We start from the raw sequence: 23237 nt of genomic DNA on the forward strand, positions 1-23237 counted from the left end.
TGTCTACTCTTCGAACTCGGGCCAGTGGACATAGCGACGGGCGAGCGCCGCGCAAGCCGCGCCGGTGAAGACGAGCGCCAGCGCGGGGGGTGAGTCGGCGCCACCGCCCGGGCCGAGTACGGCCCCGGCGCACATCGCCGCACCGGCGAGCGCCCATATCGCCGGATGTCGCAACCCCGGGCTCCAGCGCCCGACCGTCGCCATGAACGCAACCCCGCCCAATATCGGGATCGCGCTGAGGAGCATCCCGAAGATGGACGCTAGCGCAGCCGCGGCAAACAGTCCCAGCACGAATTCGATGGAGGGTAGTTCGACCGGGATCGTGTCGCCCGGCATGGTCTGTTGCGTGGCGAGCAGGCAGGCGAGGAGGAAGAAACTCCCTGCCCACGCCGCAGGGATCGCGACCGCTCGATGGCCCCATTCGGCGCGCGGGACCGGCATGGCTCAGGCCTCCAGCGCGGGGGCGTGGCGACGCTGGTTGTACCAGCCCTCCACGGTGCGTCCGAAATGCGCGACGGCGCCCATGTTGAAGAAGTGCATCGCGCCGAGGACGATCACCGCCAGCCCGACCTTGCTGCTGAGGAAGCGGATCGCCTCGGGCACCGTCTGCGGCTCGCGGCCCAGGCTGAGCGTCAGCGTGATGAAGCCGATATTTATGAGGTAGAAGCCGACCACCAGCAGATGATTGGTCGAGCGGGCGAGTGTCTCGTCATGGCCGAAGCAGCGGATCAGAAAGACTTCGCCGTTGCGGGACAGCGTGCGCGCCACCCAGATGGTGATTCCGAGCGTGATCGCGAGGTACAACGCATAGGCGGTTTCGACCATGGGAATTCTCCTTCTTCTGAAAAATGAGAAACTGAGAGGCGTGAAAAGGCATTGAGCGGGGGTGCCTCAGGGGTCTTTCGGCGCCTTCGGGCTGACGAAGCGGGCGATCTTGCCCCCCATCTTCATCAGCGTCACCAAAGTCGGTTTGGGCAGGCGGCGGACTTGGTCGTACCAGCCGCCCAGCGTGTCCATGAACTCGTGCATCCGGGTGATGCGTTCGCGCAGGTGCTTCGGCGCGCTCTCGTCGCGCGCCAGCCGTTCGGACAGTTCGGCGATCAGCGCGATCGTCGGGTCGATCTCGCGGCGTTTGCGCTCGGCGCTGATCCGCATGAGCATTTCCCACAGGTCGGTCTCGGCGACGAAATGGTCGCGGCGGTCGCCGTCGACATGGACGCGGCGGACGATGTTGTACGCCATCAGTTCCTTGAGCCCGGTCGAGATGTTCGAGCGGGCGAGGGTGAGCGCCTCGGCGATGTCCTCCGCGGTGATCGGGTCGGCGGAGAGATAGAGCAGCGCGTGGATCTGCGCGACCGAGCGGTTGACGCCCCAATGCGTGCCCATTTCCCCCCAATGGAGGATGAAGGCCTTTGCGTCGGGATGGTCGCTGATCATCGTCGTGTCCGTTGTTTCTGTAATTTCAGAAATAGCGGACGACGCGCCGCGCGTCAAGCCGGTTGCGGTGCGGGCTGCGCTGGCGTCTGATGCCGTAAACCGGGGAGAGGGCGATGGCGGACAGGAAGGACTGGGTGCTTGCGGCCGCGCTGGTCGCGGGGATGAGCTATTATGCCGATTATTGGCTGGCCATCGAAGGGCCCGCGGCCGTGTTGTGGAAAGGCTCCGGAGTCGCGCTGCTGGCATTATGGGCGGCGCTGCACGCGCGGGGCGCCGATGGGCGTGCCATCGCGGCGGTGCTCGGGCTGGGCGCGGCGGGGGATATGCTGCTGGAGACGCATGGGCTGACCGTCGGGGCGCTCGCGTTCCTCGCGGGGCATGTGCTGGCGGTGCGGCTGTATTTGCGCCACGGGGCGGGGCCCTTGCCGTTGCTGGCGGGCAATGCCGTGGGCATCGCGCTGCTGGCGGCATTGCTGTCGGGTGCGGGGGACGGCGCCCTGGGGATTGCGGTCTACGCGCTTGGGCTGGGGGCGATGGAGGGTGCGGCGTGGACCAGTCGCTTTCCCCGCCGCACCGTCGGGCTGGGGGCGGTGCTGTTCGTCGTCTCCGACCTGCTGATTTTCGCCCGGCAGGGCGCGCTTGCCGAGTCGGTGCTGCCGGGGCTGTTGATCTGGCCGACCTATTTCGCGGGTCAGGCGTTGATCGCCTGGGGCGTGGTCACCACGCTTGCTAAAGGACAGCGCGGATGAAGGTTTTCACGATCGGCTATGAAGCGACCACGATGGCGGAGTTCCTGGCGGCGCTCCAGCGCGCCGGCGTCGAGCGCGTGATCGACGTGCGCGCGCTGCCGCTCTCGCGCCGACCGGGTTTCTCGAAGAACATCCTCGCCGCCAGCCTGAACGACGCGGGCATCGAATATGTCCACCTCAAGGCCCTCGGCACCCCGAAGCGCGGGCGCGATGCCGCGAAGAAGGGAGACGTCGCCACGCTGGAGGCGGTGTATGAGGACCAGCTCGCGCTGCCAGAGGCGCAGGCACAGGCGGCGCGGATGCGCGCGCTGGCGGCGGAGAAGCCGAGCGCGCTGCTGTGCTTCGAACGCGATCCCCGGCATTGCCACCGCACGCTGCTGCTCGCCGCGGAAGGCGAGGGCGCCGAGGTGGTCGACCTGATGCCCTGATCGGGAAAAGGCCGGGGCCGCCCATGGGCGACCCCGTTTAGTTCGGGGAGAGTTGCCGGCGCGACAGAGGGATAGCGCGCCGACAACGACTGTTTCGGCCAGCGAGGTTACGCCTGTGTTGCGGCGTGTTGCGACGCGGCGTAAATCTTTGCCACGCCGCCGCCACAAACTGGCAGCGGCTTAGGCCGCCGCCTTGCGCCGCTCCGCCATTTCCTCGTTGAGCATCTCCGCGAGCAGGAACGCGAGTTCCAGGCTCTGCCCCGCATTGAGCCGGGGATCGCAATGCGTGTGGTAGCGATCGGCGAGCGACGTCTCGGTCACGTCCACTGCGCCGCCCGTGCATTCGGTGACGTTCTGTCCGGTCATCTCGGCATGGATGCCGCCGGCAAAGGTCCCTTCGGCCCGATGCACCGCGAAGAAGCCGCGCACTTCGGCCAGGATGCGATCGAACGGCCGCGTCTTGTAGCCGTTCGCCGCCTTGACGACATTGCCGTGCATCGGGTCGCAACTCCACACCACCGGATGCCCCTCGCGCTTCACCGCGCGGACGAGCTTGGGCAGCCCCGCCTCGATCTTGTCATGGCCGTATCGGGTGATCAGCGTCATCCGCCCCGCGGTGCGGTTCGGGTTGAGCGTGTCGAGCAGCCGCAGCAGCGCGTCGGGCTCGAGGCTGGGGCCGCATTTCATTCCGATCGGGTTGCCGATCCCGCGCAGGAACTCGACATGCGCCGAGCCGTCGAAGCGGGTGCGGTCGCCAATCCACAGCATATGCGCGCTGGTGTCGTACCAGTCGCCGGTCAGGCTGTCCTGCCGCGTCAGCGCCTGCTCATAGGGGAGCAGCAGCGCCTCATGGCTGGTATAGAATTGCGTGCCCTTCAACTGCGGCACCGTCTCCGGGTTGATCCCGCACGCCTCCATGAAGTCCAGCGCTTCACCGATCCGGTCGGCGACATCGGCGAACTTGGCGGCCCAGGGGCTCTTGCCCATGAAGTCGTGCGTCCATTTATGGACCTGGTGCAGGTTCGCATAGCCGCCCTGCGCAAAGGCGCGCAGCAGGTTGAGCGTCGCCGCCGATTGCGAATAGCCCTGGATCATCCGCTTGGGATCGGGGTTGCGCGCCTCCGGCGTGAACGCGATGTCGTTGACATTGTCGCCGCGATAGCTGGGCAGGGTGACGCCATCGATCGTCTCGGTATCCGCCGAGCGCGGCTTGGCGAACTGGCCCGCCATGCGGCCGAGCTTTACCGTCGGCAGCTTCGACGCGAAGGTGAGCACCACCGCCATCTGGAGCAGCACGCGGAAGGTGTCGCGGATGTTATTGGGGTGGAACTCGGCGAAGCTTTCCGCGCAGTCGCCACCTTGGAGCAGGAACGCCTCGCCGCGCGACACGCGGGCGAGTTCGGTGGTCAGCTCGCGCGCCTCGCCCGCGAACACCAAAGGGGGATAGGACGAAAGCTGCGTCGTCGCGGCATCGAGCGCGGCGGGATCGGGGTAATTGGGCAATTGCCGCGCCTCCGCGGCCTTCCAGCTTTCAGGCGACCAGCCCATGTCTTGCTCCAGGTTGCGGACATGGACGTACCAGTCCTGATGATGGGCGATGCCGTTGGCGGCGATCTGGTTGAGAACCGCGGGGGACGCGCGCTTTCCCTCTTCCTCCCAGCCCTGTACGGTCGAGCCGGGGGTGTCGAACCATGCCCCGAACGCCGCGCGGGAAAGCGCGCGGTCTTCGCGGAAACGGCGGATCTTGGAGCCTGCGAGTGTTGTCATGCGCGGCCTTTACCCGTGAGGGGTAAATCGATGCAAGCGGAAAATTTTCCCGTGCTGGGTAAACCGATGCGGCTTGCTGTACGGTCGAACAAGTAGCGCTTGTGCGCGCGCCGGGCACCCCATAAGCCTGTGTTGTCGCAGGGAATCGCAGACCCGACGATGGCGCGGCCATGCGCCGGAACGCACAAACCCGCGACATCGCGTCGATAGCCGACACGGCACGACCGGACGATCGCGGGAACCGGGGGAGGCAAGAAGCTCCAGACGGGAGAGTTTCGTGCCGGTTGTTCATTTGCGCGTATGTGAAATGTCGGGGATTCCCGCGTGACGGCGGTCGCGTGGATCGAGGCGCTGTCGGCGATGCTGGCGGCGGGGCTGCTCGCGGGCTTTGCCGGCGGGCTGTTCGGCATCGGGGGCGGGTTTGTCGTCGTCCCCGCGCTGTTCGCCGTGCTCCCGCTGCTGGGGGCGTCGCAGGCCGAACTGGCGCATGTCGCGATCGGCACCAGCGCCGCGACGATCATCGCCACCTCGCTGCGATCGGTGCATGCCCATGCCCGTCGCGGTGCAGTCGATTTCGATATCCTCAAGAGCTGGGCGCCGTGGATCGTCGCGGGCGTGGGCGCGGGGGTGCTGCTCGCTGCGCATGTGCCGGGGCCGGGGCTCGCGATCATCTTCGGGACGGGGGTGCTGATCATGGCGATCCATTTCCTGTTCCCGATCCTGTCGGGGCGGCAGGTGTCGGACGAGATGCCGGGGGGCATGGTTCGGATGGGGATTGCCGGGGGGCTGGGGACGTTCTCCTCGCTGCTCGGGATCGGCGGCGGCACGATCGCGATCATCGTGATGACGCTGTGCGGCAAATCGATCCACCGCGCGATCGCGACGGCTTCGGGGGTGGGCGTGATCATCGCGCTGCCGAGTGCGATCGGCTTTGCGATCATCGGCTTTCATGCGCCGGACCTGCCCTGGGGCTCGCTCGGCTATGTCAACGTGCCCGCCGCTTTGGTGATCACGTCAACCAGCCTGATCTCCGCGCCCTGGGGCGTCGCGGCCGCGCACGCGATGAGCCCGGCGCTGCTCAAGCGGGCGTTCGGGGTGTATCTGGTGGCGATCGGGGTGCTGATGATACGCAATGGGTTGGCGGGCTGAGGAAGTTGGCAAAGCGTTCATATCTTGCCATTCCGTATGTATGGCGACTGTGCGAACCAGCTTCACCTTGGAGACATAGATGGCACTGGATAGCTACTATCGGTCGGTCGTCGGAAGCTTCAACATCGGCTTGTCGTTGGCCGCAATTGTCGCTTGCGCCATGTGGCTTGCGACGGGAGCAGATCACCTATTCGGGTTGGGTTGGGGTTGGGATTCAGAGATACTCTGGATCGCGCCGATTATCGTCGGCGTTGCATTTATCGTTAGAGTGATCGGACACGCTATTTTTCGCGCTGTAGGAGCAACGCGAGGTTAAAGTGCCAGCTTTAACTCGTTCGCATACGTCGCTGACTGACAGCAAACATCATGCCCCTAGGTCCCGCCCGCGCGTACCCTAATACCCCGCCGCCAGATCCACCTCATTCCGCAACGGCCTGCCCTCCATAAACGCGTGGATATTCTCCACGAAAATCTCGGTCGCGCGCAGGAACATCCGCGTCTGGCTGCGGCCCGACAAATGCATCGAGTGGATGACGTTGGGCGTGGTCCATAGCGGGTGTTCGGGGGGTAGCGGTTCGGGGGTTACGGTGTCGAGGAAGGCGCCGCCGATCCGGCGTTTCTCGCACGCCTCGATCAGCGCATCCTGATCGATCAGCGCGCCGCGACCGACATTGACGATCCAGGCGGAGGACTTCATCGCCGCCAGCTCCGCCGCGCCGATCATCGCCGCGCTTTCGTGCGTCGCCGGGGCGGCCAGGACGATCCAGTCGAATTCGCTGAGGCGCGCGCGCCACGCATCCGGCCCGATCGTACCCGGCGCCCCCGAGCGGGTTACGCCGGTGACCGTCACGCCGAACGCCGCCAGCCGCTCGCCGACCAGCTTGCCGATCGTGCCATAGCCGATGACGAGCGCATGGCTTTCGTACAGCTCCAGCTTGCCCGGCGCGTCATAGGGCCAGACATGGGTGTCGGCGATCCGCACCACTTCGTCGAAGCGCTTGGCGGCGACCAGGCAGCCCATCACGGCATATTCGGCGACGGTGTGCGCGTTGACGCCGCTGCCATTGGTGACGCGGGTGCCGCGCGCGATCAGCGCCGGTTTGTCGAGCGGATCGAGCCCGGCATAGATGGTCGACAGCCATTTAAGCCGCTTCCCCGCCGCCACGGCCTGCGCCCAGGCCTCGGGCCGGTGGATGTCGACCCAGCCGATGTCGGCGTCTGCGACCATCGCTTCGGCCTCTTCGGGGGAAGTGAACCAATGGACGTCGATGCCATCGGGCAGATGGGGTTCGACCAGCGGACGCGCGAGCGCGGGGAGCACGGCTTTCATGGGCGGTACGCTAGCCCGGCGGGCGGGGCGGGATCAATCGCCGCGCCCGCCGGTATCGGCTCAGTTGCGCTCGGGGCGATCGGAGTCGCGATCGGGCCTGTCGCCACGGTCACGGGGCGTTGCCGAAGGCGTGGGTGTCGGCGTCGCGCGACCCCGCGGCTCGTCGCGGTCTTCGCGCCCGCCGCGATCGCGCGGATTGGCGTTGCCCGTTGCGGCGGGGGCAGGCCGCGCCGTCTCGCGCGCCCGCTCGGCGTGCTCGCGCTGGGTGCGGGCCTCGCGGCCCGCTTCTTCGGCCTCGCGGATGCGATCGGGGTCGGGCTTCTGGACGCGGCCCTCGCGGTCGAAGCTGCGCACCGGCTTGTCGCCCTGATAGGCAAAGGCGCGGTCGCCGCGCTGGATCAGGAACGGACGATCACTGTCGGGACGGAAATAGGCGATGTTGCCGCCGTCGCGATCGGCGGTGCGCACGACCTTGCCGCCGCGAGTCCATGCCCAGCCCTCTCCGTGGCGCACGCGCTGGATGCCGGTGCCGCTGCGAATCGCGGTTTCGATCTTGGCCGCGTCGGTCAGCGGAGCGGTTTCGGCGGCGGACGCGCTGGCCGCGGGCTTGGGCACTGCGGGCACCGCGACCGCTTCGGTCGTGTCGGCGTCGAGATTCTCGATCAGCGGCGTTTCGCTATTGTCGGGGGTGTCGCCCAGCCCGGCGGCATCGCCGACATTGACCATTGCATTGTCGGTGGAGTCGGGCGCGCCGCATGCGGCCAGCGCCAGGGCGGCGCACAGCGCGGCCAGCGGCAGGGTTTTCGAAATCATGCTTGTCTCCCGATGCCGCCCATAGGGGCGGGGAACGGAAACGCCCGGCGCGCGCGTTTTGCTCCGTCGCGTGCGGCTTACAGCGCCGGTTTCCAGTCCCAGCCGAGCGGATCGCCGTCCATCACCTCGACGCCTGCCGCCGCCAATTCGTCGCGGATCGTGTCGGACAGCGCAAAGTCCTTGGCGACCCGCGCCGCCTTGCGCTCGAACAGCCGGTCGTCGATCTGCTGGGGGGTGAGGGTGGCGCTGGCGGGGCGGAGGCGGAGGTCCTCGCGGGTCAGCGTCAGCAGGTTCAGCCCGAGCACCGCGTCGAATTCCGCCAATGCCGCCAGCCGGTCGGCAGGCGACGTGCGCTTGTCGGCGAGCAGTTCGTCGAGCACCGGCAGCGCCTTGGGCGTGTTGAGGTCGTCGGAAACCGCTTCGTCGAGCCGCGTCGTCCATCCAGCGGGCACGGCGCCATCGCCCTCCGCGCGCGCTTTCAGCGCCGTCACCGTCATCACCAGCCGCTTCAACCGCGTCAGCGCCGCCGCAAGGTTCTCCGCCGAAAATTCCAACTCGCTGCGATAGTGCGCCTGGAGGCAGAGCAGGCGATAGGCGAGCGGATGCACCCCCGCGTCGATCAGCGACTGGAGCGTGGTGAAGCCGCCCTTGGACTTCGACATCTTGCCACCGCGATCGACCAGGAAATTATTGTGCATCCAGAAATGGGCACCCGTGTCCGAGCAGCCGCAATAGGCCTGATTCTGCGCGATTTCGTTGGGGTGGTGGATCTCGCGATGGTCGATCCCGCCGGTGTGGATGTCGAACGGCGCGCCCAGATATTTGAGGCTCATCACCGAGCATTCGAGGTGCCAGCCGGGCGCGCCCATGCCCCAGGGCGAGTCCCATTCCATCTGGCGCTGTTCGCCCGGCGGCGATTTGCGCCAGATCGCGAAGTCCTGCGGGTGGCGCTTGCCCTCGACCGCCTCGATCCGCCCTTCGCGGGTGTCGTCCTGCGACCCGGCGAGCTTGCCGTAATCGGGCACGGTGCTGCTGTCGAAATACAGCCCCGTTTCCAGCTCATAGCAATGTTCGGGCGCGATCTTCTTCGCGAAGTCGATCATCTCGGCGATGTGATCGGTCGCGACCGACCAGCGCGAGGGTTCGCGGACGTTAAGGTCGGACAGGTTCGCCTTGAACGCCGCGGTATAATGCGCGGCGATATCCCAGATGCTGGTCGCCTGCGCGCGCGCCGCGGCCTCCATCTTGTCGTCGCCGGCGTCTGCGTCGCTGGTCAGATGCCCGACATCGGTGATGTTGATGACATGGGTGAGGGCGTACCCCTTCCATGTCAGCACCCGGCTCAGCGTGTCGGTGAACACATAGGCGCGCAGATTGCCGAGATGGGCGTAGTTATACACCGTCGGCCCGCACGAATAGACGCGGACGCCCTTGTCGGGATCGAGCGGCGCAAAGCCCTCGAGGCTGCGGGTGAGCGAATTATAGAGGGTGAGCGGGGCGCCAGACATGGCGGGGGAATAGCGCGGCCTGCGTCGAGTGCAACCTTGGCGATGCCGGCGTGCGCAGCCGGGATCGCTCGCCGATGGTCAGGCGGCGAGCGCGGTGTTGCGTGAGCGCAGCGCGCCCTGGCCCATCGAGCCGCCAGCGATCAGCGGCAGCGCGGTTCCGCAGAACGCGCACTCAGCGGTCAGTCGCCCGATCATCCAGTGCGACTTGCCGCACCCCGGACAGTGGTTCGTCTCCTGTGGCCGATAGGCCATACGGTATCCTGAAATCGCCTGGCGGATGCCGAAATCGTACATTCGTCGTCTCCCGGTAATGAACCCCATAACGATAGAGAATCGTGCTTTGTTCCGGACGCGGGTCGAAACGACGGCGACGAAAGGTGCCGATGCAGCGATCAGCCGTTAGAATCAATGGGATAGCCCGTCGCGCTTACGTGAACGGCAGCTAACGGATGCGTTCAGCCACGCTGCATCGCGACTCGGCCATAACGGTCTTCAGATGGAGGCGAGGCTTCGCCCCCCATGATCTGGAGGAAGACCGATGAAGACCTTGTTTCTCAACGCTGCTCTTGCCGCCGCTGTCACCATGGGTGGCGTTGCCGCAATCCCCGCTTCGGCGCAGGACTATGGCCGGGGCGGTTACCAGCAGGACCGCGGCTATTATCAGCAGGATCGCGGCTATCGCGGCGACTATCGCGACGCCCGCCAGTATCGCGGCGACTATCGTGACCAGCGCAATTATCGCCAGCGTTACTATGACGACCGCCGCTGCAGCAGCGGCACCACGGGCACCATCCTCGGCGCGATCGCCGGCGGGTTGCTGGGCGGTGAGATCGGGCGCGGCAGTTCGTATCGCGGGCGCAGCACCACGGGGACGATCATCGGCGCGGGTGTCGGCGCGCTGGCCGGTCGCGAGATCGATTCGGGCGATTGCCGCCGCCGCCGCTAAGCGCGGGGCCAAACCCGTCCAAAGGGCGTTTGCGGGAACCGCGGGCGCCCTTATCCTATGGGGCAGTCCTATGGTGCCGGAAAGGCAGATGGAGGCCCGACCGGGAATCGAACCCGGGTGCAAGGATTTGCAGTCCTCTGCGTCACCACTCCGCCATCGGGCCACCGACTGCGAGGCGCGCCGAATGCGCAGGCGAGGGGCCCGCTGTCAACATCGTTTCAAAATCGCACGTGGTTCGCTTGGCGTTCGGGTCGCGCCGCGATAGAAGCGCAGCGACGTCAACAAGTGTATTGCGCAACTAATACGGTTGTGCCACAACCCCGGAGTGATGATGGCCCTTTCGGTCGATCCTGCGCCCGTCGAAGCGAACCGTTTCGAAGCGATGCGCCATGCAATGGTAGCCAGTCAGCTGCGCACCAGCAACGTCAACGACCCGCGCGTGGTCGAGGTGATGGCGACGGTGCCGCGGGAGGCGTTCCTGCCGCCCGAGCATCGTGCGATGGCCTATCGCGACGGGTTGCTGCCGCTCGTCGGCGGTCGCCGCCACAATTCGCCGCTGGCGACGGGGCGGTTGCTGACCGAGGCGGCGGTTCAGCCCGGCGACCATGTCCTGCTGGTCGGTGCTGCCGGTGGCTATACTGCGGCGCTGCTCGCCCGGCTGGCCAAGTCGGTCGTCGCGCTCGAGGAAGAGGATTCGCTGGTCGCGATCGCGCGCGGCGGTCTGGCGGGTGAGGCGGGGGTTACGCTGGTCCAGGGCCCGCTCGACGCGGGCTGGGCGGATGCCGCGCCTTATGACCTGCTGCTGATCGACGGCGCCGTGGAGCAGGTGTCCGATGCGCTGCTCGCGCAGGTCAAGCCGGGCGGTCGTGTCGCCACCGGCGTGATCGATCGCGGTGTCACGCGCCTCGCACTCGGACGGCGGACCGAGGGCGGCTTCGGGCTGGTCGATTTCGCCGATATCGAATGTGCCATTCTACCCGGTTTCCGACGCCTACGGACCTTTCAATTCTGACGCGAAGAAGAATCTGATGCGATTTTCCACTCTGCTTCTGGGCGTGTGCCTGACGGCGCTCGCCGTGCCGGCTGTTGCGCAGACCCGAACGACGCGCGACGGCACGGCGGCGACGGTCCGGGTGCAGAGCGAATCGCCGGCGCCGGAGGCACCGCCGCAGCCCACGACCACGCTGGCCGAGGCGCTGTGGCAAACCTATAGCACCAACCCCAACCTCGCCGTCGAGCGCGCCAACCAGCGCGCGAACGACGAGAATGTGCCGATCGCCCGATCGAGCGCGCTTCCCGGCATAAGCGGCACCGGCTCGATCAACGACAGCGTGTACGACACCGATGCGACTTTCCTGCCGACGCGCAGCGCGCGGCTGGGGGTCAACCTGTCGGTTCCGCTCTATCAGGGCGGATCGGTGCGCAATTCGATCCGCGCCGCGGAAACCCGCGTCGATGCCGGCGTGGCCAATCTGCGCGGCACCGAATCGGACGTGTTCACCCAGGCAGTCACTGCCTATAGCGACGTGATCCGGGACGAGGCGATCGTCCGGCTGAACCAGCAGAATGTGCGCGTACTGGAGGTCAACCTCCAGGCGACGCGCGACCGGTTCGAGGTGGGCGACCTGACCCGCACCGATGTCGCCCAGTCCGAGGCGCGGCTGGCGCTGGCGCAGGGCCAGCTCCGCACCGTCGAGGCGCGGCTGATCGGCAGCCGGGAAAGCTATATCCGCGTGATCGGGGTCGCCCCCGGCGTGCTCGCGCCGCCGCCGCCGCTGCCCAATTTGCCCGAGGACCCGGTGAGCGCCGAGCAGATCGCGCTTGCCAACAACCCGTTTCTCGACGCCGCCGAAAAGGCGCGGATCGCATCGCGCTATGATGTCAGCGTCGCGCGCGCCGGTCGGCTGCCGACGGTCAGCCTCGGGGTGAACAACAGCTATTACAACAATCTGGGATCGGTCGGCGCCCAGGCGCGGGCGTTCGGCACGGCGGAGGATGGCTTTGCCAACAGCCTTACCGCACAGCTTACGCTGCCGATTTTCCAGGGCGGGCGCCCGGCGGCGCAGATCCGCCAGGCCCAGGCGCGGCAGGCGGCGGCGATCGAACAGGTGACCTTCACCGAACGCGGCGTGATCGCGCAGGTGCGCTCGGCGCTGGCCTCCTATCAATCGTCGCTGCGGGTGATCGAATCGTCGCGCGTGGCGGTGCAGGCCAACCAGTTGAGCCTTGAGGGCGTGCGTGCCGAGAACAGCGTCGGCACCCGCACCATCCTGGAAATCCTGAACGCCGAGCAGGAACTGCTCAATGCGCAGGTGACGTTGGTGACTGCCGAGCGCGACGCCTATGTCGCGGGGTTCACGCTGCTGGCGGCGATGGGCCGTGCGCAGGCGGACGCGCTCGACCTGGATGGCGGGCAGCTCTACGATCCCGAGGCCAATTACAAGCGCGTGCGCAATCGCTGGGGCGACTGGACGAACGATCCCGAACCGACCGCGGCGAGTACGCGCACCGCAGGAACGACACCGCAAAAGGCCGATGTCGCGCCGGGCCAACTGGATCCGCTGTTGCAACGATCAGTTGACACGACGGTAACAAATCCCTGAATGAACGCTGTGGGGCGGTAAGCGGAAAGGCGCTGCGATGGGGGACATCAGTATGGAGCCGTCGATGGAGGAGATTCTCTCGTCCATCAAACGCATCATCGCCGAGGAAGGCGATGTCGCCGTGTCTGCGCGCACGCGCAAGGGCGTCAGGGGTGCGACAGCGATGCCGCGCGCTGCCCGCTATGACGCGGATCGCATCGATGCCGACGAGATTCTCGAGCTGAGCGACCCGGTGGCCGACGCCCTGCCCGAGGAAAGGCCGATCCCGATGGGTGCCCCGACGCCGTCCGTAACCCCGCCGCCCGCCGAGCCGATCGTTTCCGAACGCGCCGCAGAGGCGACCCGCGGCCCGCTCGAGGCGCTGTCGCGGATCGTCGTCAAGCCCGAGGTTTCGGGATCGGACACGCTCGAGGGGCTCGTCCGCGCGATGCTGAAGCCGATGCTGCGCGACTGGCTCGACGCCAATCTGCCGCAGATGGTGGAATCGATGGTCGCGCGCGAAATCACCCGGATCACCGGCAATAACGGCTGATCGGGCCGGGCAGGGGCGGTTGTAACCCTCCTGTCCTTCTGCTCTATTCCGGCGTCATGAAGCATTTCCTGCTCGCGGGCATCGCGCTCGCCGTTGCCGCCCCCGCCACCGCCCGGGACCTCACCATCGAAGACGTCGCGACGCTCTCCCGCGTCGGCGCGCCTGCTGTTTCGCCCGATGGCCGCTGGCTGGTGTGGCAGCAGCGCGAGACCGATCTCGCCGCCAATCGCGGGCGCTATGACCTGTGGAAGCTCGACCTCAAGACCAAGGGCGCAGTGCCCGAGAAGCTGGTGGCAGAGGCGGAGGTGAACGAGACCAGCCCCGCCTTTGGCCCCGACGGCACGGTTTTCTTCCAGTCGGACAAGGGCGGCGAGGACAGCGTCCAGTCGATCGCGATCACCGGCGGCGCGGCGCAGAGCCGCTTCGCGCCGCAGGGCGGCTTTAGCGGGTTCAAGCTCTCGCCCGACGGCACGAAGCTGCTCGTCTGGGCCGATCGCAAGCCGGGCGCGCCGACGATCGAGCCCGCGATGGTCAAGAAGGACCCCAATGCCGGGTCGGGCCGCGTCTATGACAAGCTCTTCGTCCGACATTGGGACACATGGGCTAATGGCGAGCGCTCGCAGCTTTTCGTCGTGCCGCTGGACGGCGGCGCGGCGGCGGCGGTGCCGATCGCGGCGAGCCTGGACGGCGATACCCCCTCCAAGCCCTTTGGCGGGGCGGAGGAAGTCTCATGGAGCGCTGACGGCAAGACCGTCTATTTCGCGCTGCGCGAAGCGGGGCGGATCGAGCCGCTGTCGACCAATCTCGACATCTTCGCCGCGCCTGCCGACGGATCGGCGGCGCCGGTCAATCTCACGCCGGAAAATAAGGGCACCGACAACCTGCCCACGGTCTCGCCCGACGGCAAGTGGCTGGCATGGTTCGCGATGGCGCGCGCGGGCTATGAGGCCGATCGCCAGGTGCTGATGCTCCGCGACCTAGCGACAGGGCAGGTCCGCGCGCTGACGCAGGACTGGGATCGCTCGGTCGCGTCGATCGCCTGGGCGCCCGACAGCAGGACGATCTACGTTACCGCGCAGGACACGCAGGAAGAACCGATCTTCAGCGTCGATCCGGAAAACGGCAAGGTGAAGCGGCTGACCGAGCAGGGCGTCGTGTCGGCAGTGGTACCGACGGGCAAGGGCGTGGTGTTCGCGATGAACAGCCTGACCGCGCCCGATGATTTCTACCTGTTGCGCGGCAAGAAGGCCGAACGGCTGACCAGCGTCAACGCCGCGAAGCTGGCGGGGATCGACTTGCCCAAGGTCGATCGCTTTCGCTTCACCGGCGCCAATGGCGACGCGGTATGGGGCTATGCCGTCCGCCCCGCCTCGCTGGCGGCGGGGGCCAAGGCGCCGATCGCGTTCATCGTCCATGGCGGGCCGCAGGGATCGAGCAACAATAGCTGGTCCTATCGCTGGAACCCCGCGGTGTTCGCCGGCGCGGGCTATGCCGTGGTCTCGGTCGATTTCCACGGCAGCACGGGGTATGGCCAGTCCTTCACCGACGCGATCCGCAACAATTGGGGCGGATGGCCGCTGGAGGATTTGCAAAAGGGGCTGAAGGCCGCGACCGACAAGTTCGCGTATCTGGATGCCGACAATAGCTGCGCGCTGGGCGCCTCTTATGGCGGGTACATGATGAACTGGATCGAGGGGCAATGGCCCAATCGCTTCAAGTGCATCGTCCAGCATGACGGCGTGTTCGACGCCCGCGCCATGGCGTACGAGACCGAGGAACTGTGGTTCGACGAGTGGGAACATGGCGGCAAGGCCTATTATGAGGACCCGCAGGCGTTCGAGAAATGGAACCCGGTGAACCATGTCGCGGCGTGGAAGACGCCGCAGTTGGTCATCACCGGCGAGAAGGATTTCCGGATTCCCTATACCCAGGGGATCGCGGCGTTCACCGCGCTCCAGCGGCGGGGGATTCCGTCGAAGCTGCTCGTGTTCCCCGACGAGAACCATTGGGTGCTCAAGCCGAAAAACTCGATGCAATGGTATCGCGAAGTGCTGGGGTGGATGGGGAAATATACGAAGGGGGAGTGATCCGCTCCTAAAGTCCCCCTCCCGCCCGCGGGAGGGGTTAGGGGAGGGGGCGACGTAGCCGCTTCGCTATGCCGGTGCCGGCTCTCCCTCGCCAAGGCCCTCCCAGCATCGGGTGAAAAGCGCCCCGCGCTTTTCAGGCCATGCCGGGGGCATGGCCGACCCGATTGCTCCCTCCCGCAAGCGGGAGGGGAGTTTTAAGGCCGCCGCTTGTGCGAAGCCCGCGCGCGCCGCTAAGAGCCGCGCATGACCGAACTCCCCAAGACCTTCGACCCCGCCGAAATCGAATCCCGCTGGTACGCCCATTGGGAAAGCACTGGGCTGTTCGCCCCCGAGCGCCCCGGCGCCGATCCGTGGACCCTGGTCAATCCGCCGCCCAACGTGACGGGCAGCCTGCATATCGGCCATGCGCTCGACAATACGTTGCAGGATATCCTGGTCCGCCACGCCCGGCTGAAGGGCAAGGATGCGCGCTGGGTGGTGGGGACCGACCACGCCGGCATCGCGACGCAGATGGTGGTCGAGCGCCAGCTAAACGCGCGCCAGCAGAAGCGCACCGACTTCACCCGCGAGGAATTCGTCGCTAAGGTGTGGGAATGGAAGGAAGAGAGCGGCGGCGAGATCACGCAGCAACTCCGCCGGCTCGGCTGCTCGATGGACTGGGCGAACGAGCGCTTCACGATGGACGAGGGCTTTTCGAAGGCGGTCCTCAAGGTGTTCGTCGAACTGCACAAGCAGGGGCTGATCTATCGCGACAAGCGATTGGTTAACTGGGACCCGGGCCTGGGCACCGCGATTTCGGACCTTGAGGTCGAGACGCGCGAGATCAAGGGCAGCTTCTGGCACCTGCGCTATCCGCTGGAGGACGGCAGCGGGTTTATCCAGGTCGCGACGACGCGGCCCGAGACGATGCTGGCCGACATGGCGGTGGCGGTGAACGCCAGCGACGAACGCTATGCCGCGCTGGTGGGGAAGCGGGTGCGCCTGCCGATCACCGGGCGGCTGATCCCGATCATTACCGACGACCATGCCGATCCCGAACTGGGTTCGGGCGCGGTCAAGATCACGCCGGGGCACGACTTCAACGACTTCGAAGTCGGCCGCCGCGCGGGCATCGAGGCGCGCGACATGCTGAACATGCTGGATGCCAAGGCGATGATTTGCCAGACCAGCGACGGGCTGATCCCGGCGGAACTGCTGGGGCTCGACCGGTTCGAGGCGCGCAAGGCGATCGTCCAGCGGCTGAAGGACGAAGGCTTCCTCGTCGCCTGGGTCGACAAGGAAGGCGCCGAGCACGACGCCGAACCGCGCACGATCCAGACGCCCTATGGCGACCGCTCGGGCGTGGTGATCGAGCCGTGGCTGACCGACCAATGGTATGTCGACGCCGCGACGCTGGCCAAACCGGCGATCGAGGCGGTGCGTTCGGGCGCGACCAAGATCGTGCCGAAGAGCTGGGAAAAGACCTATTTCAACTGGATGGAGAACATCCAGCCATGGTGCGTGAGCCGGCAATTGTGGTGGGGGCATCGGATTCCGGCTTGGTTTGCCGAGGACGGCAGCATTTACGTCGCCGAGAGCCAGGCCGACGCGCAGGCGCAGGCGGGCGAGGGCGTAGCGTTGGTGCAGGACCCCGACGTCCTCGACACCTGGTTCTCCTCCGCGCTCTGGCCCTTCGCGACGCTGGGCTGGCCCGATTCTTCTCCCTCTCCCCGCTTGCGGGGAGAGGGTCGGGGAGAGGGGGAGTCTTTCTCGGGCGAATCGCCAGCCGAACCTGCCCCTCTCCCAACCAGTTCAGGGTCAACATCGCCCCGCGATGTTGAGGCTGTGCCGGGGGCACAGCCGACCCTGAACTCCCCGCAAGCGGGGAGAGGGCTTTTGGGCGGCCGTTATCCGAACGATGTCCTCATCTCCGGCTTCGACATCCTGTTCTTTTGGGACGCCCGCATGATGATGCAGGGTTTGCACTTCATGAAGGAAGTGCCGTTCAAGACCCTGTATCTCCACGGTCTTGTCCGCGCCGCCGATGGGCAGAAAATGTCCAAGTCCAAGGGCAATGTCGTCAATCCGCTGGGGCTGATCGACAAATATGGCGCCGATGCGCTGCGCTTTTTCATGGCGGCGATGGAGAGCCAGGGGCGCGACATCAAGATGGATGAGCGCCGGATCGAGGGTTATCGCAATTTCGCGACCAAGCTGTGGAACGCCGCGCGCTTCTGCCAGTCGAACGGGATCGGCGCGTCGGCGACGCCGGAGGCGCCATCTGCGGAACTGGCGGTGAACCGCTGGATTATCGCGGAAACCATCGCGATGGTACAGGCGCTTGACCTCGCGCTGGCGGACCTGCGCTTCGACGAGGCGGCGAACACGATCTATCAGTTCACCTGGAGCCGGTTCTGCGACTGGTATCTGGAACTGATCAAGCCGGTGATCCAGGGACCAACCCCCGTTCGGCCTGAGCTTGTCGAAGGCCAGGCTAGTGCCGATGCGGAGGCGGCCCTTCGACAGGCTCAGGGCGAACGGAGTGAGGATGGCCCCGAGGCCCAGGAAACCCGTGCCGTCGCGGGCTGGGTGCTCGACCAGATCCTGGTGACGCTCCACCCGTTCATGCCCTTCATCACCGAAGAATTATGGTCGAAGATGGGGCCGCGCGACCATGAACTGATTGTCGCGCACTGGCCGATGGCGGATGCCCGCGCGCTCGATCCGGAGGCGGCGAAGGAGATCGACTGGCTGATCCGGCTGGTGAGCGAAATCCGCGCCGCGCGGACCGAACTCAATGTGCCGCCTGGCGCCCGGCTGCCGCTGCACATCCGCGATGGCTCGGCGGAAACCTCGGCGCGGCTCGTCCGGCAGGCGGCGGCGCTGGGGCGGCTGGCGCGGGTCGATCAGGCGAGCGGCGAGGCGCCGGAGGGCGGCGCGCTCCAGTTGGTCGTGGACGAGGCGACTTTCGTCCTGCCGATCGGCGGCGTCATCGATCTCGACGCCGAACGCACCCGCCTGACCAAGGCGATCGCCGCCGCGGAGAAGGAGCGCGACGGCCTCGCCGGTCGCCTCAACAACCCCAGCTTCGTCGAGCGCGCGAAGCCCGAGGCGGTCGAGAAGGCGCGCGCCGATCATGCCGAAAAGGCAGCCGAGGCCGAGCGGTTGGCCGCGGCACTGGCGCGGCTGGGCTAACCAGCCCGAATTGAGACAGAAAATGCAATTTGTTAACCACAGAAACCGATCGGCGGGGGAGGCCGATCGGCATATCTGATAGGAATGCGAAACCTCACGATCCTGCTCGCCGCCACCGCGCTTACGATCGCGCTGGCCGTCCCCGCCCGGGCTCAGTCGGTGACGAGCACCGATGCGCTCCGCCAGTGGAACCTGATCGTGCTGGGCGACCTCCAATCCTCGTCGGAAGTCGAGGGGCGGACGTTCGTCGGCGGCGACCTGACCGGCAATTCGTCCAACTATCAGATCGGGACCCCCGCGACCTCGTCGCTCGGCATCCCCGGGCTGACGGTGGTCGGCGATGTCGTGGGCGGCACCAAGAACCTCAACAACGGATCGGGCGCGATCGTCGGCGGCAATGTCAGCTCGGGGTTCAACCTGAACGGCGCGGCGCAGACGGTGCAGGTGGGCGGGACGATCAGCAACACCAACGTCAACCAGAACACCGTCCAGTCCGGGCTCGGCACGTCCGACCCCGCGTTCCTGACCAACCTCAACCAGCAGAAGAGCCTGTTGACCAGCAGCCTGACCGACCTGTCGGCGACGCTGAAGGGGCTCGACGCGAACAGCAATGTCACGATCAGCGGCAATCGCGCCACGTTCAACGCCACGCCCGACGCATCGGGCGTGGCAGTGTTCAACCTGACCGCGGCGCAGCTCGACTCCATCGGCGAGGTCCAGTTCAACCTCAACGGGGCCGACACCGCGATCGTCAACGTCAGCGGCACGGCGATCACGCTCAACGACAATTTCCTCGGCGGCACGTCCAATCTGGGCGAGCACGTCATCTGGAATTTCCCCGATGCCAAGACGCTGGACCTGAGCACGGCATGGGGCGGTTCGGTGCTGGCGCCTGGCGCCGACGCGACCACGTCCAACTATATCCAGGGTTCGGCGGTGTTCGGCAATCTGGTGCAGAATGGCGAGATGCACATGGGCACCTATACCGGCAGCTATTACCCGCCGACCACGCCCCCCGGCGGCGATACGCCCACGCCGATCCCTGAAGAGGCACTGGGGCTGTTCGCGGTCGGGGCGCTGGGGCTGCTCTATGCCCGGCGCAGGCGGCGGCAGGCGGCCCTCGCGGGCTGAGAGTCTGTTTGGAAATTCGCGAAAGAGCGAATTTCGAGGCGGCACCGGCCCGCTCCCCCACCCGGCCACCCATAGAATACTGCCGTTGGGTGGCCGGGTGGGGGAGCGGGCCGGTGCCGCATGCGCCGACAGGCGCATCTGCAAACAGACTCTGAGAGTTTACGCGGGCACCATCACTTCGATCACCCCCGCCGCGATCCGCGCGGTCACCGGGGTTCGGGCGAGCACTTCTCCGTCGATCGAGACCGGCAGCGGAGGCTCGGTGGCGACGCGGAGCGACTGGCCGCTAAAGGTGACGGTGTCGTCGTGGCGCGCGTCGAGCTTCAGGATAGAAGCGGCCCAATTGTGGATCAGCCGCCGTTTGACATGGCCCTTCACCGCCTGGACGACGATCTCGCCGCTGTCGACGCGGGCTTCGTCGACCAGTTCGGTGCCACCGTGGAACGGGCCGTTCGAGATCCGGACCTCGACCGCGCGCATCCGCTTCGCGTCGGGCCCTTCGCCGATGATCAGCGTGAACGGCTTGAACCGTGCAAACTCCAGCGCCGCCCAGGCGAGATAGCCGGCGCGACCGAAATATTTCTTGGCGGCATGCGGCACGGTCTCGGCGATCTGCGGGGAGAGGCCGATCGCGGCCGTGTTTGCGAAATAATCGTCGCCGATCATGCCCAGGTCGATCCGGCGCGGCTGGCCATGGACGATCGTATCGACCGCGCCGTCGACGTCGAGCGGGATGCCGAGCGATCGCGCGAAGCTGTTCGCGGTGCCCAGCGGCAGCACGCCCAGCCGCACGCCCTTGCCCACGATCCGGTCGACCAGCCCGCTGATCGTCCCGTCGCCGCCGCCCAGGATCAACAGCCCTGGACCCGCCGCCAGCACCTTGTCCACGGTCGCTTCCAGACGGTCCGGCTCCTCGACCGGGTGGGCGTCGACGTCGAACCCCAGCTCGGCGAAGCGGGCACAGGCGCGTTCGAACCATGCCTGTCCGTGGCGGGAACGCGTGTTGACGATCATCGCCGCCGGTTTTTCGGGCATCGTCTGCTTTCTTGCTACGTCGGAAACGCCTAACGCTCGCCCGACCCGGGCGATCCGGCGAGCGGCGCAACCGTATCCGAAAGAGTCCAACGCGCAATGGCGAGTCCCACTCCACGTCACGACCTGATCAACGGGCCGATCGGCCCTACGCTCCTGCTCTTCGCACTGCCGACGCTGGGATCGAATATCCTCCAGTCGCTCAACGGCTCGATCAACACGATCTGGGTCGGGCGTTTCCTGGGCGAGAATGCGCTGGCCGCGACGTCGAACGCGAACATCATCATGTTCCTGATCTTCGGCGCGGTGTTCGGGTTCGGCATGGCGGCGACGGTGTTGATCGGCCAGTCCATCGGGCGGGGCGACCCCGACGGAGCGAGGCGCGCATTCGGGGCGGCGACGGGGCTCGTACTAGGGGGTGCCATAGTGATGGCGGCGTTCGGCTGGTTCCTCGCGCCGGCGATCCTGCGCGTGCTCGCCACGCCGCCCGAGGCGATGCCGCTGGCGCTGGCCTATCTGCGCGTCACCTTTCTCGGCGTGCCCGCGTCGATGCTGCTCGTGCTGCTGATGATGTCGCTGCGCGGCGTGGGGGATGCGATGACGCCGCTGTGGTTCATGATCCTCAGCGTGGCGCTGGATGCCGGGCTCAACCCGGTGTTCATCCTGGGGCTGGGGCCGGCGCCGCAGATGGGGATTGCCGGGTCGGCGACCGCGACGCTGATCGCCAATCATGTCGCGGCATTGGGCCTGCTGGCGACGATCTATGCCCGGCGCCTGCCGATCCGGCTTTCGGGCAAGGAACTGCGCTATCTGCTGCCCGGACGCGCGTTGATCGGTGCGATCGTCGGCAAGGGGCTGCCGATGGGCGCGCAGATGCTGGTGATGTCGTTCGGGGGGCTGACCATGGTCGGGCTGGTCAACCGGCTGGGGGTGGATACCGTTGCCGCCTATGGCGTGTCGCAGCAGCTTTGGACCTATATCCAGATGCCGGCGATGGCGATCGGCGCTGCGGTGAGCGCGATGGCGGCGCAGAATATCGGTGCCGGCGCTTGGGATCGTGTCGGCGGGATCACCCGCGCCGGGCTGCTCTGCACGCTGCTGATCACGGGCGTGATGGTCGGGGCGGTGCTGGCGTTCGACCGGCCGGTGATGGCGCTGTTCCTGGGCGGCGAGAGCGCCGCCTTGCCGATCGCGCGGCACATCCAGTTGATCGCGACCTGGAACTTCGCAGTGTTCGGGCTGACCATGGTGCTGTTTGCGACCGTGCGGGCGAATGGCGCGGTGCTGGTGCCGCTGGCTATCCTGCTCGTTGCATTTTATCCGGCGCGGCTCGGCTTTGCGATCGGGATGCAGCCCGTGCTCGGCGCCGATGCGCTGTGGTGGAGCTTCCCGGTCGGGTCGCTGACGTCGCTGGCGCTGGCTACGGCCTATTATCGCTGGGGCGGATGGCGGCGGGGCGCGATGATGCGGCCGCGTGAGGCGCAGGAACATGCGCTATCGGGCGGCGAGCCCGCTGGGCGCTTGCAACCCAATGGCTGAGGGCGCATTTCGCGCGGCATGACTCACTATCCCGCGCTTCGCCTTCGCCGCACCCGCGCCGCCGCCTGGAGCCGGCGGATGGTGGCGGAGAATGTCCTGACCCCCGCCGACCTGATCTGGCCGCTGTTCGTGACCGGGGGGGAGGCCGAGGAGCCGATCGCCTCGCTGCCCGGCGTGTCGCGCTGGTCGCTGGCGGGGATCGTCGATCGGGCGCGGGAGGCGCGCGACCTCGGCATCCCGTGCATCGCCTTGTTCCCCAACACGCCGGCGGGGCTGCGCACCGATGACGGGCGCGAGGCGGTGAACCCCGACAATCTGATGTGCCGCGCTATCCGCGCGATCAAGGATGCGGTGCCCGAAGTGGGGGTGCTGACCGATGTCGCGCTCGACCCCTATACCAGCCACGGGCATGACGGGATCGTCGATGGCGCGGGCTATGTGCTCAACGACATCACGTCCGAGATCCTGACCCGGCAGGCGCTAGTCCAGGCAGAGGCGGGGGCGGACATCGTTGCGCCCAGCGACATGATGGATGGGCGCGTCGGCCAGATCCGCGAAGCGCTGGAAGCGGGCGGGCATGTCAACGTGCAGATCATGGCCTATGCCGCCAAATATGCGAGCGGCTTTTACGGTCCGTTCCGCGACGCGGTGGGCTCGCGCGGGCTGCTCAAGGGCGACAAGAAGACCTATCAGATGGACCCCGCCAATGCCGAGGAGGCGCTGCGCGAAGTCGCGCTCGACCTGGCCGAGGGGGCGGACAGCGTGATGGTGAAGCCGGGTCTGCCCTATCTCGACATCATAGTGCGTGTGAAGAATGCGTTCGAAGTACCTGTTTTTGCGTATCAGGTGTCGGGCGAATATGCGATGATCGAGGCCGCGGCGGCGGTCGGCGCGGGCGACCGCGACACGCTGGTGCTGGAGACGCTGATGGCGTTCAAGCGCGCCGGCACCTCGGGGGTGCTGACCTATCACGCCCCGCTCGCCGCGCGGCTGATGGGCGCCTGAGCGGGGC

At 66.9% G+C, this 23237-nt stretch carries 21 protein-coding genes and 1 tRNA gene; 12 read left to right on the plus strand and 10 right to left on the minus strand.

Annotated features, from left to right (window positions below):
- Positions 1–3: 3 nt before the first annotated feature.
- The 3 genes from TS85_RS06565 to TS85_RS06575 all read right to left on the minus strand — a co-directional run bounded on the left by TS85_RS06565 (position 4) and on the right by TS85_RS06575 (position 1437).
- The gene (locus TS85_RS06565; protein WP_044331167.1) at positions 4–441 is read right to left on the minus strand and encodes a hypothetical protein; all 438 of its coding nucleotides are present in this window, start codon (positions 439–441) and stop codon (positions 4–6) included.
- 3 nt (positions 442–444) lie between these two features.
- Positions 445–825 carry a hypothetical protein gene (locus tag TS85_RS06570; protein WP_044331169.1) on the minus strand — a complete coding sequence of 127 codons (381 nt, stop codon included), beginning with the start codon at positions 823–825 and terminating at the stop codon, positions 445–447.
- A gap of 66 nt (positions 826–891) precedes the next feature.
- The gene (locus TS85_RS06575) at positions 892–1437 is read right to left on the minus strand and encodes a GbsR/MarR family transcriptional regulator (protein ID WP_044331170.1); all 546 of its coding nucleotides are present in this window, start codon (positions 1435–1437) and stop codon (positions 892–894) included.
- 113 nt (positions 1438–1550) lie between these two features.
- Between TS85_RS06575 and TS85_RS06580 the strand changes: the two genes are divergently transcribed.
- Entirely contained in the window at positions 1551–2186 is a 636-nt protein-coding gene (locus TS85_RS06580; protein ID WP_044331171.1) for a lysoplasmalogenase family protein, read from the plus strand.
- Complete coding sequence (locus TS85_RS06585; protein ID WP_044331172.1) at positions 2183–2614, plus strand: DUF488 domain-containing protein; 432 nt, start codon at positions 2183–2185, stop codon at positions 2612–2614. The genes TS85_RS06580 and TS85_RS06585 overlap by 4 nt, the downstream gene beginning before the upstream one ends.
- Positions 2615–2794: 180 nt before the next feature.
- On the opposite strand, the gene TS85_RS06590 is transcribed toward TS85_RS06585, so the two are convergent.
- Complete coding sequence (locus TS85_RS06590; protein ID WP_044331173.1) at positions 2795–4381, minus strand: class II 3-deoxy-7-phosphoheptulonate synthase; 1587 nt, start codon at positions 4379–4381, stop codon at positions 2795–2797.
- A 360-nt stretch (positions 4382–4741) separates the two neighbouring features.
- On the opposite strand from TS85_RS06590, the gene TS85_RS06595 reads away from it, so the two are divergent.
- A complete protein-coding gene (locus TS85_RS06595; RefSeq protein WP_044335995.1) occupies positions 4742–5530 on the plus strand; it encodes a sulfite exporter TauE/SafE family protein in 789 nt (262 codons plus the stop codon).
- A gap of 394 nt (positions 5531–5924) precedes the next feature.
- Here the strand turns inward: TS85_RS06595 and TS85_RS06600 are convergent, their stop codons facing one another.
- The 4 genes from TS85_RS06600 to TS85_RS06615 all read right to left on the minus strand — a co-directional run bounded on the left by TS85_RS06600 (position 5925) and on the right by TS85_RS06615 (position 9475).
- Complete coding sequence (locus TS85_RS06600; RefSeq protein ID WP_044331174.1) at positions 5925–6860, minus strand: D-2-hydroxyacid dehydrogenase; 936 nt, start codon at positions 6858–6860, stop codon at positions 5925–5927.
- Between the two features lie 60 nt (positions 6861–6920).
- Positions 6921–7673 carry a hypothetical protein gene (locus TS85_RS06605; RefSeq protein ID WP_044331175.1) on the minus strand — a complete coding sequence of 251 codons (753 nt, stop codon included), beginning with the start codon at positions 7671–7673 and terminating at the stop codon, positions 6921–6923.
- A gap of 77 nt (positions 7674–7750) precedes the next feature.
- On the minus strand, positions 7751–9181 hold the full coding sequence (cysS, locus tag TS85_RS06610) for a cysteine--tRNA ligase (RefSeq protein ID WP_044331176.1): 1431 nt from the start codon (positions 9179–9181) through the stop codon (positions 7751–7753).
- Between the two features lie 78 nt (positions 9182–9259).
- Entirely contained in the window at positions 9260–9475 is a 216-nt protein-coding gene (locus tag TS85_RS06615; RefSeq protein WP_044331178.1) for a hypothetical protein, read from the minus strand.
- A 244-nt stretch (positions 9476–9719) separates the two neighbouring features.
- Between TS85_RS06615 and TS85_RS06620 the strand changes: the two genes are divergently transcribed.
- The gene (locus TS85_RS06620) at positions 9720–10127 is read left to right on the plus strand and encodes a glycine zipper 2TM domain-containing protein (protein ID WP_044331180.1); all 408 of its coding nucleotides are present in this window, start codon (positions 9720–9722) and stop codon (positions 10125–10127) included.
- A gap of 89 nt (positions 10128–10216) precedes the next feature.
- On the opposite strand, the gene TS85_RS06625 is transcribed toward TS85_RS06620, so the two are convergent.
- Positions 10217–10290: transfer RNA gene (locus tag TS85_RS06625), tRNA-Cys, on the minus strand.
- Positions 10291–10455: 165 nt separating this feature from the next.
- On the opposite strand from TS85_RS06625, the gene TS85_RS06630 reads away from it, so the two are divergent.
- The 6 genes from TS85_RS06630 to TS85_RS06655 all read left to right on the plus strand — a co-directional run bounded on the left by TS85_RS06630 (position 10456) and on the right by TS85_RS06655 (position 19654).
- Positions 10456–11139 (plus strand): protein-L-isoaspartate O-methyltransferase family protein, encoded by a 684-nt coding sequence (locus TS85_RS06630; protein WP_155006324.1) that lies wholly within the window; start codon positions 10456–10458, stop codon positions 11137–11139.
- Between the two features lie 16 nt (positions 11140–11155).
- Positions 11156–12730: a TolC family outer membrane protein gene (locus tag TS85_RS06635; protein WP_044331181.1), complete on the plus strand. Its 1575-nt coding sequence runs from the start codon at positions 11156–11158 to the stop codon at positions 12728–12730.
- A 37-nt stretch (positions 12731–12767) separates the two neighbouring features.
- Positions 12768–13262 carry a DUF2497 domain-containing protein gene (locus tag TS85_RS06640; RefSeq protein ID WP_044331182.1) on the plus strand — a complete coding sequence of 165 codons (495 nt, stop codon included), beginning with the start codon at positions 12768–12770 and terminating at the stop codon, positions 13260–13262.
- 56 nt (positions 13263–13318) lie between these two features.
- Positions 13319–15349 carry an alpha/beta hydrolase family protein gene (locus TS85_RS06645; protein WP_044331183.1) on the plus strand — a complete coding sequence of 677 codons (2031 nt, stop codon included), beginning with the start codon at positions 13319–13321 and terminating at the stop codon, positions 15347–15349.
- A gap of 243 nt (positions 15350–15592) precedes the next feature.
- Complete coding sequence (locus tag TS85_RS06650) at positions 15593–18523, plus strand: valine--tRNA ligase (protein ID WP_044331184.1); 2931 nt, start codon at positions 15593–15595, stop codon at positions 18521–18523.
- An 84-nt stretch (positions 18524–18607) separates the two neighbouring features.
- Positions 18608–19654, plus strand: a complete 1047-nt coding sequence (locus TS85_RS06655) for a choice-of-anchor A family protein (protein ID WP_044331185.1) — start codon at positions 18608–18610, stop codon at positions 19652–19654.
- Positions 19655–19813: 159 nt separating this feature from the next.
- On the opposite strand, the gene TS85_RS06660 is transcribed toward TS85_RS06655, so the two are convergent.
- On the minus strand, positions 19814–20689 hold the full coding sequence (locus tag TS85_RS06660) for a diacylglycerol/lipid kinase family protein (RefSeq protein WP_044331187.1): 876 nt from the start codon (positions 20687–20689) through the stop codon (positions 19814–19816).
- 96 nt (positions 20690–20785) lie between these two features.
- Here TS85_RS06660 and TS85_RS06665 point away from each other — a divergent pair, with 96 nt between their 5' ends.
- Both TS85_RS06665 and hemB read left to right on the plus strand, forming a co-directional pair.
- Entirely contained in the window at positions 20786–22225 is a 1440-nt protein-coding gene (locus TS85_RS06665; protein ID WP_044331188.1) for an MATE family efflux transporter, read from the plus strand.
- 18 nt (positions 22226–22243) lie between these two features.
- Positions 22244–23230 carry a porphobilinogen synthase gene (gene hemB / locus TS85_RS06670; protein ID WP_044331190.1) on the plus strand — a complete coding sequence of 329 codons (987 nt, stop codon included), beginning with the start codon at positions 22244–22246 and terminating at the stop codon, positions 23228–23230.
- The last annotated feature ends 7 nt before the right edge of the window (positions 23231–23237 follow it).

This window comes from Sphingomonas hengshuiensis (assembly GCF_000935025.1).
GTDB lineage: Bacteria > Pseudomonadota > Alphaproteobacteria > Sphingomonadales > Sphingomonadaceae > Sphingomonas > Sphingomonas hengshuiensis.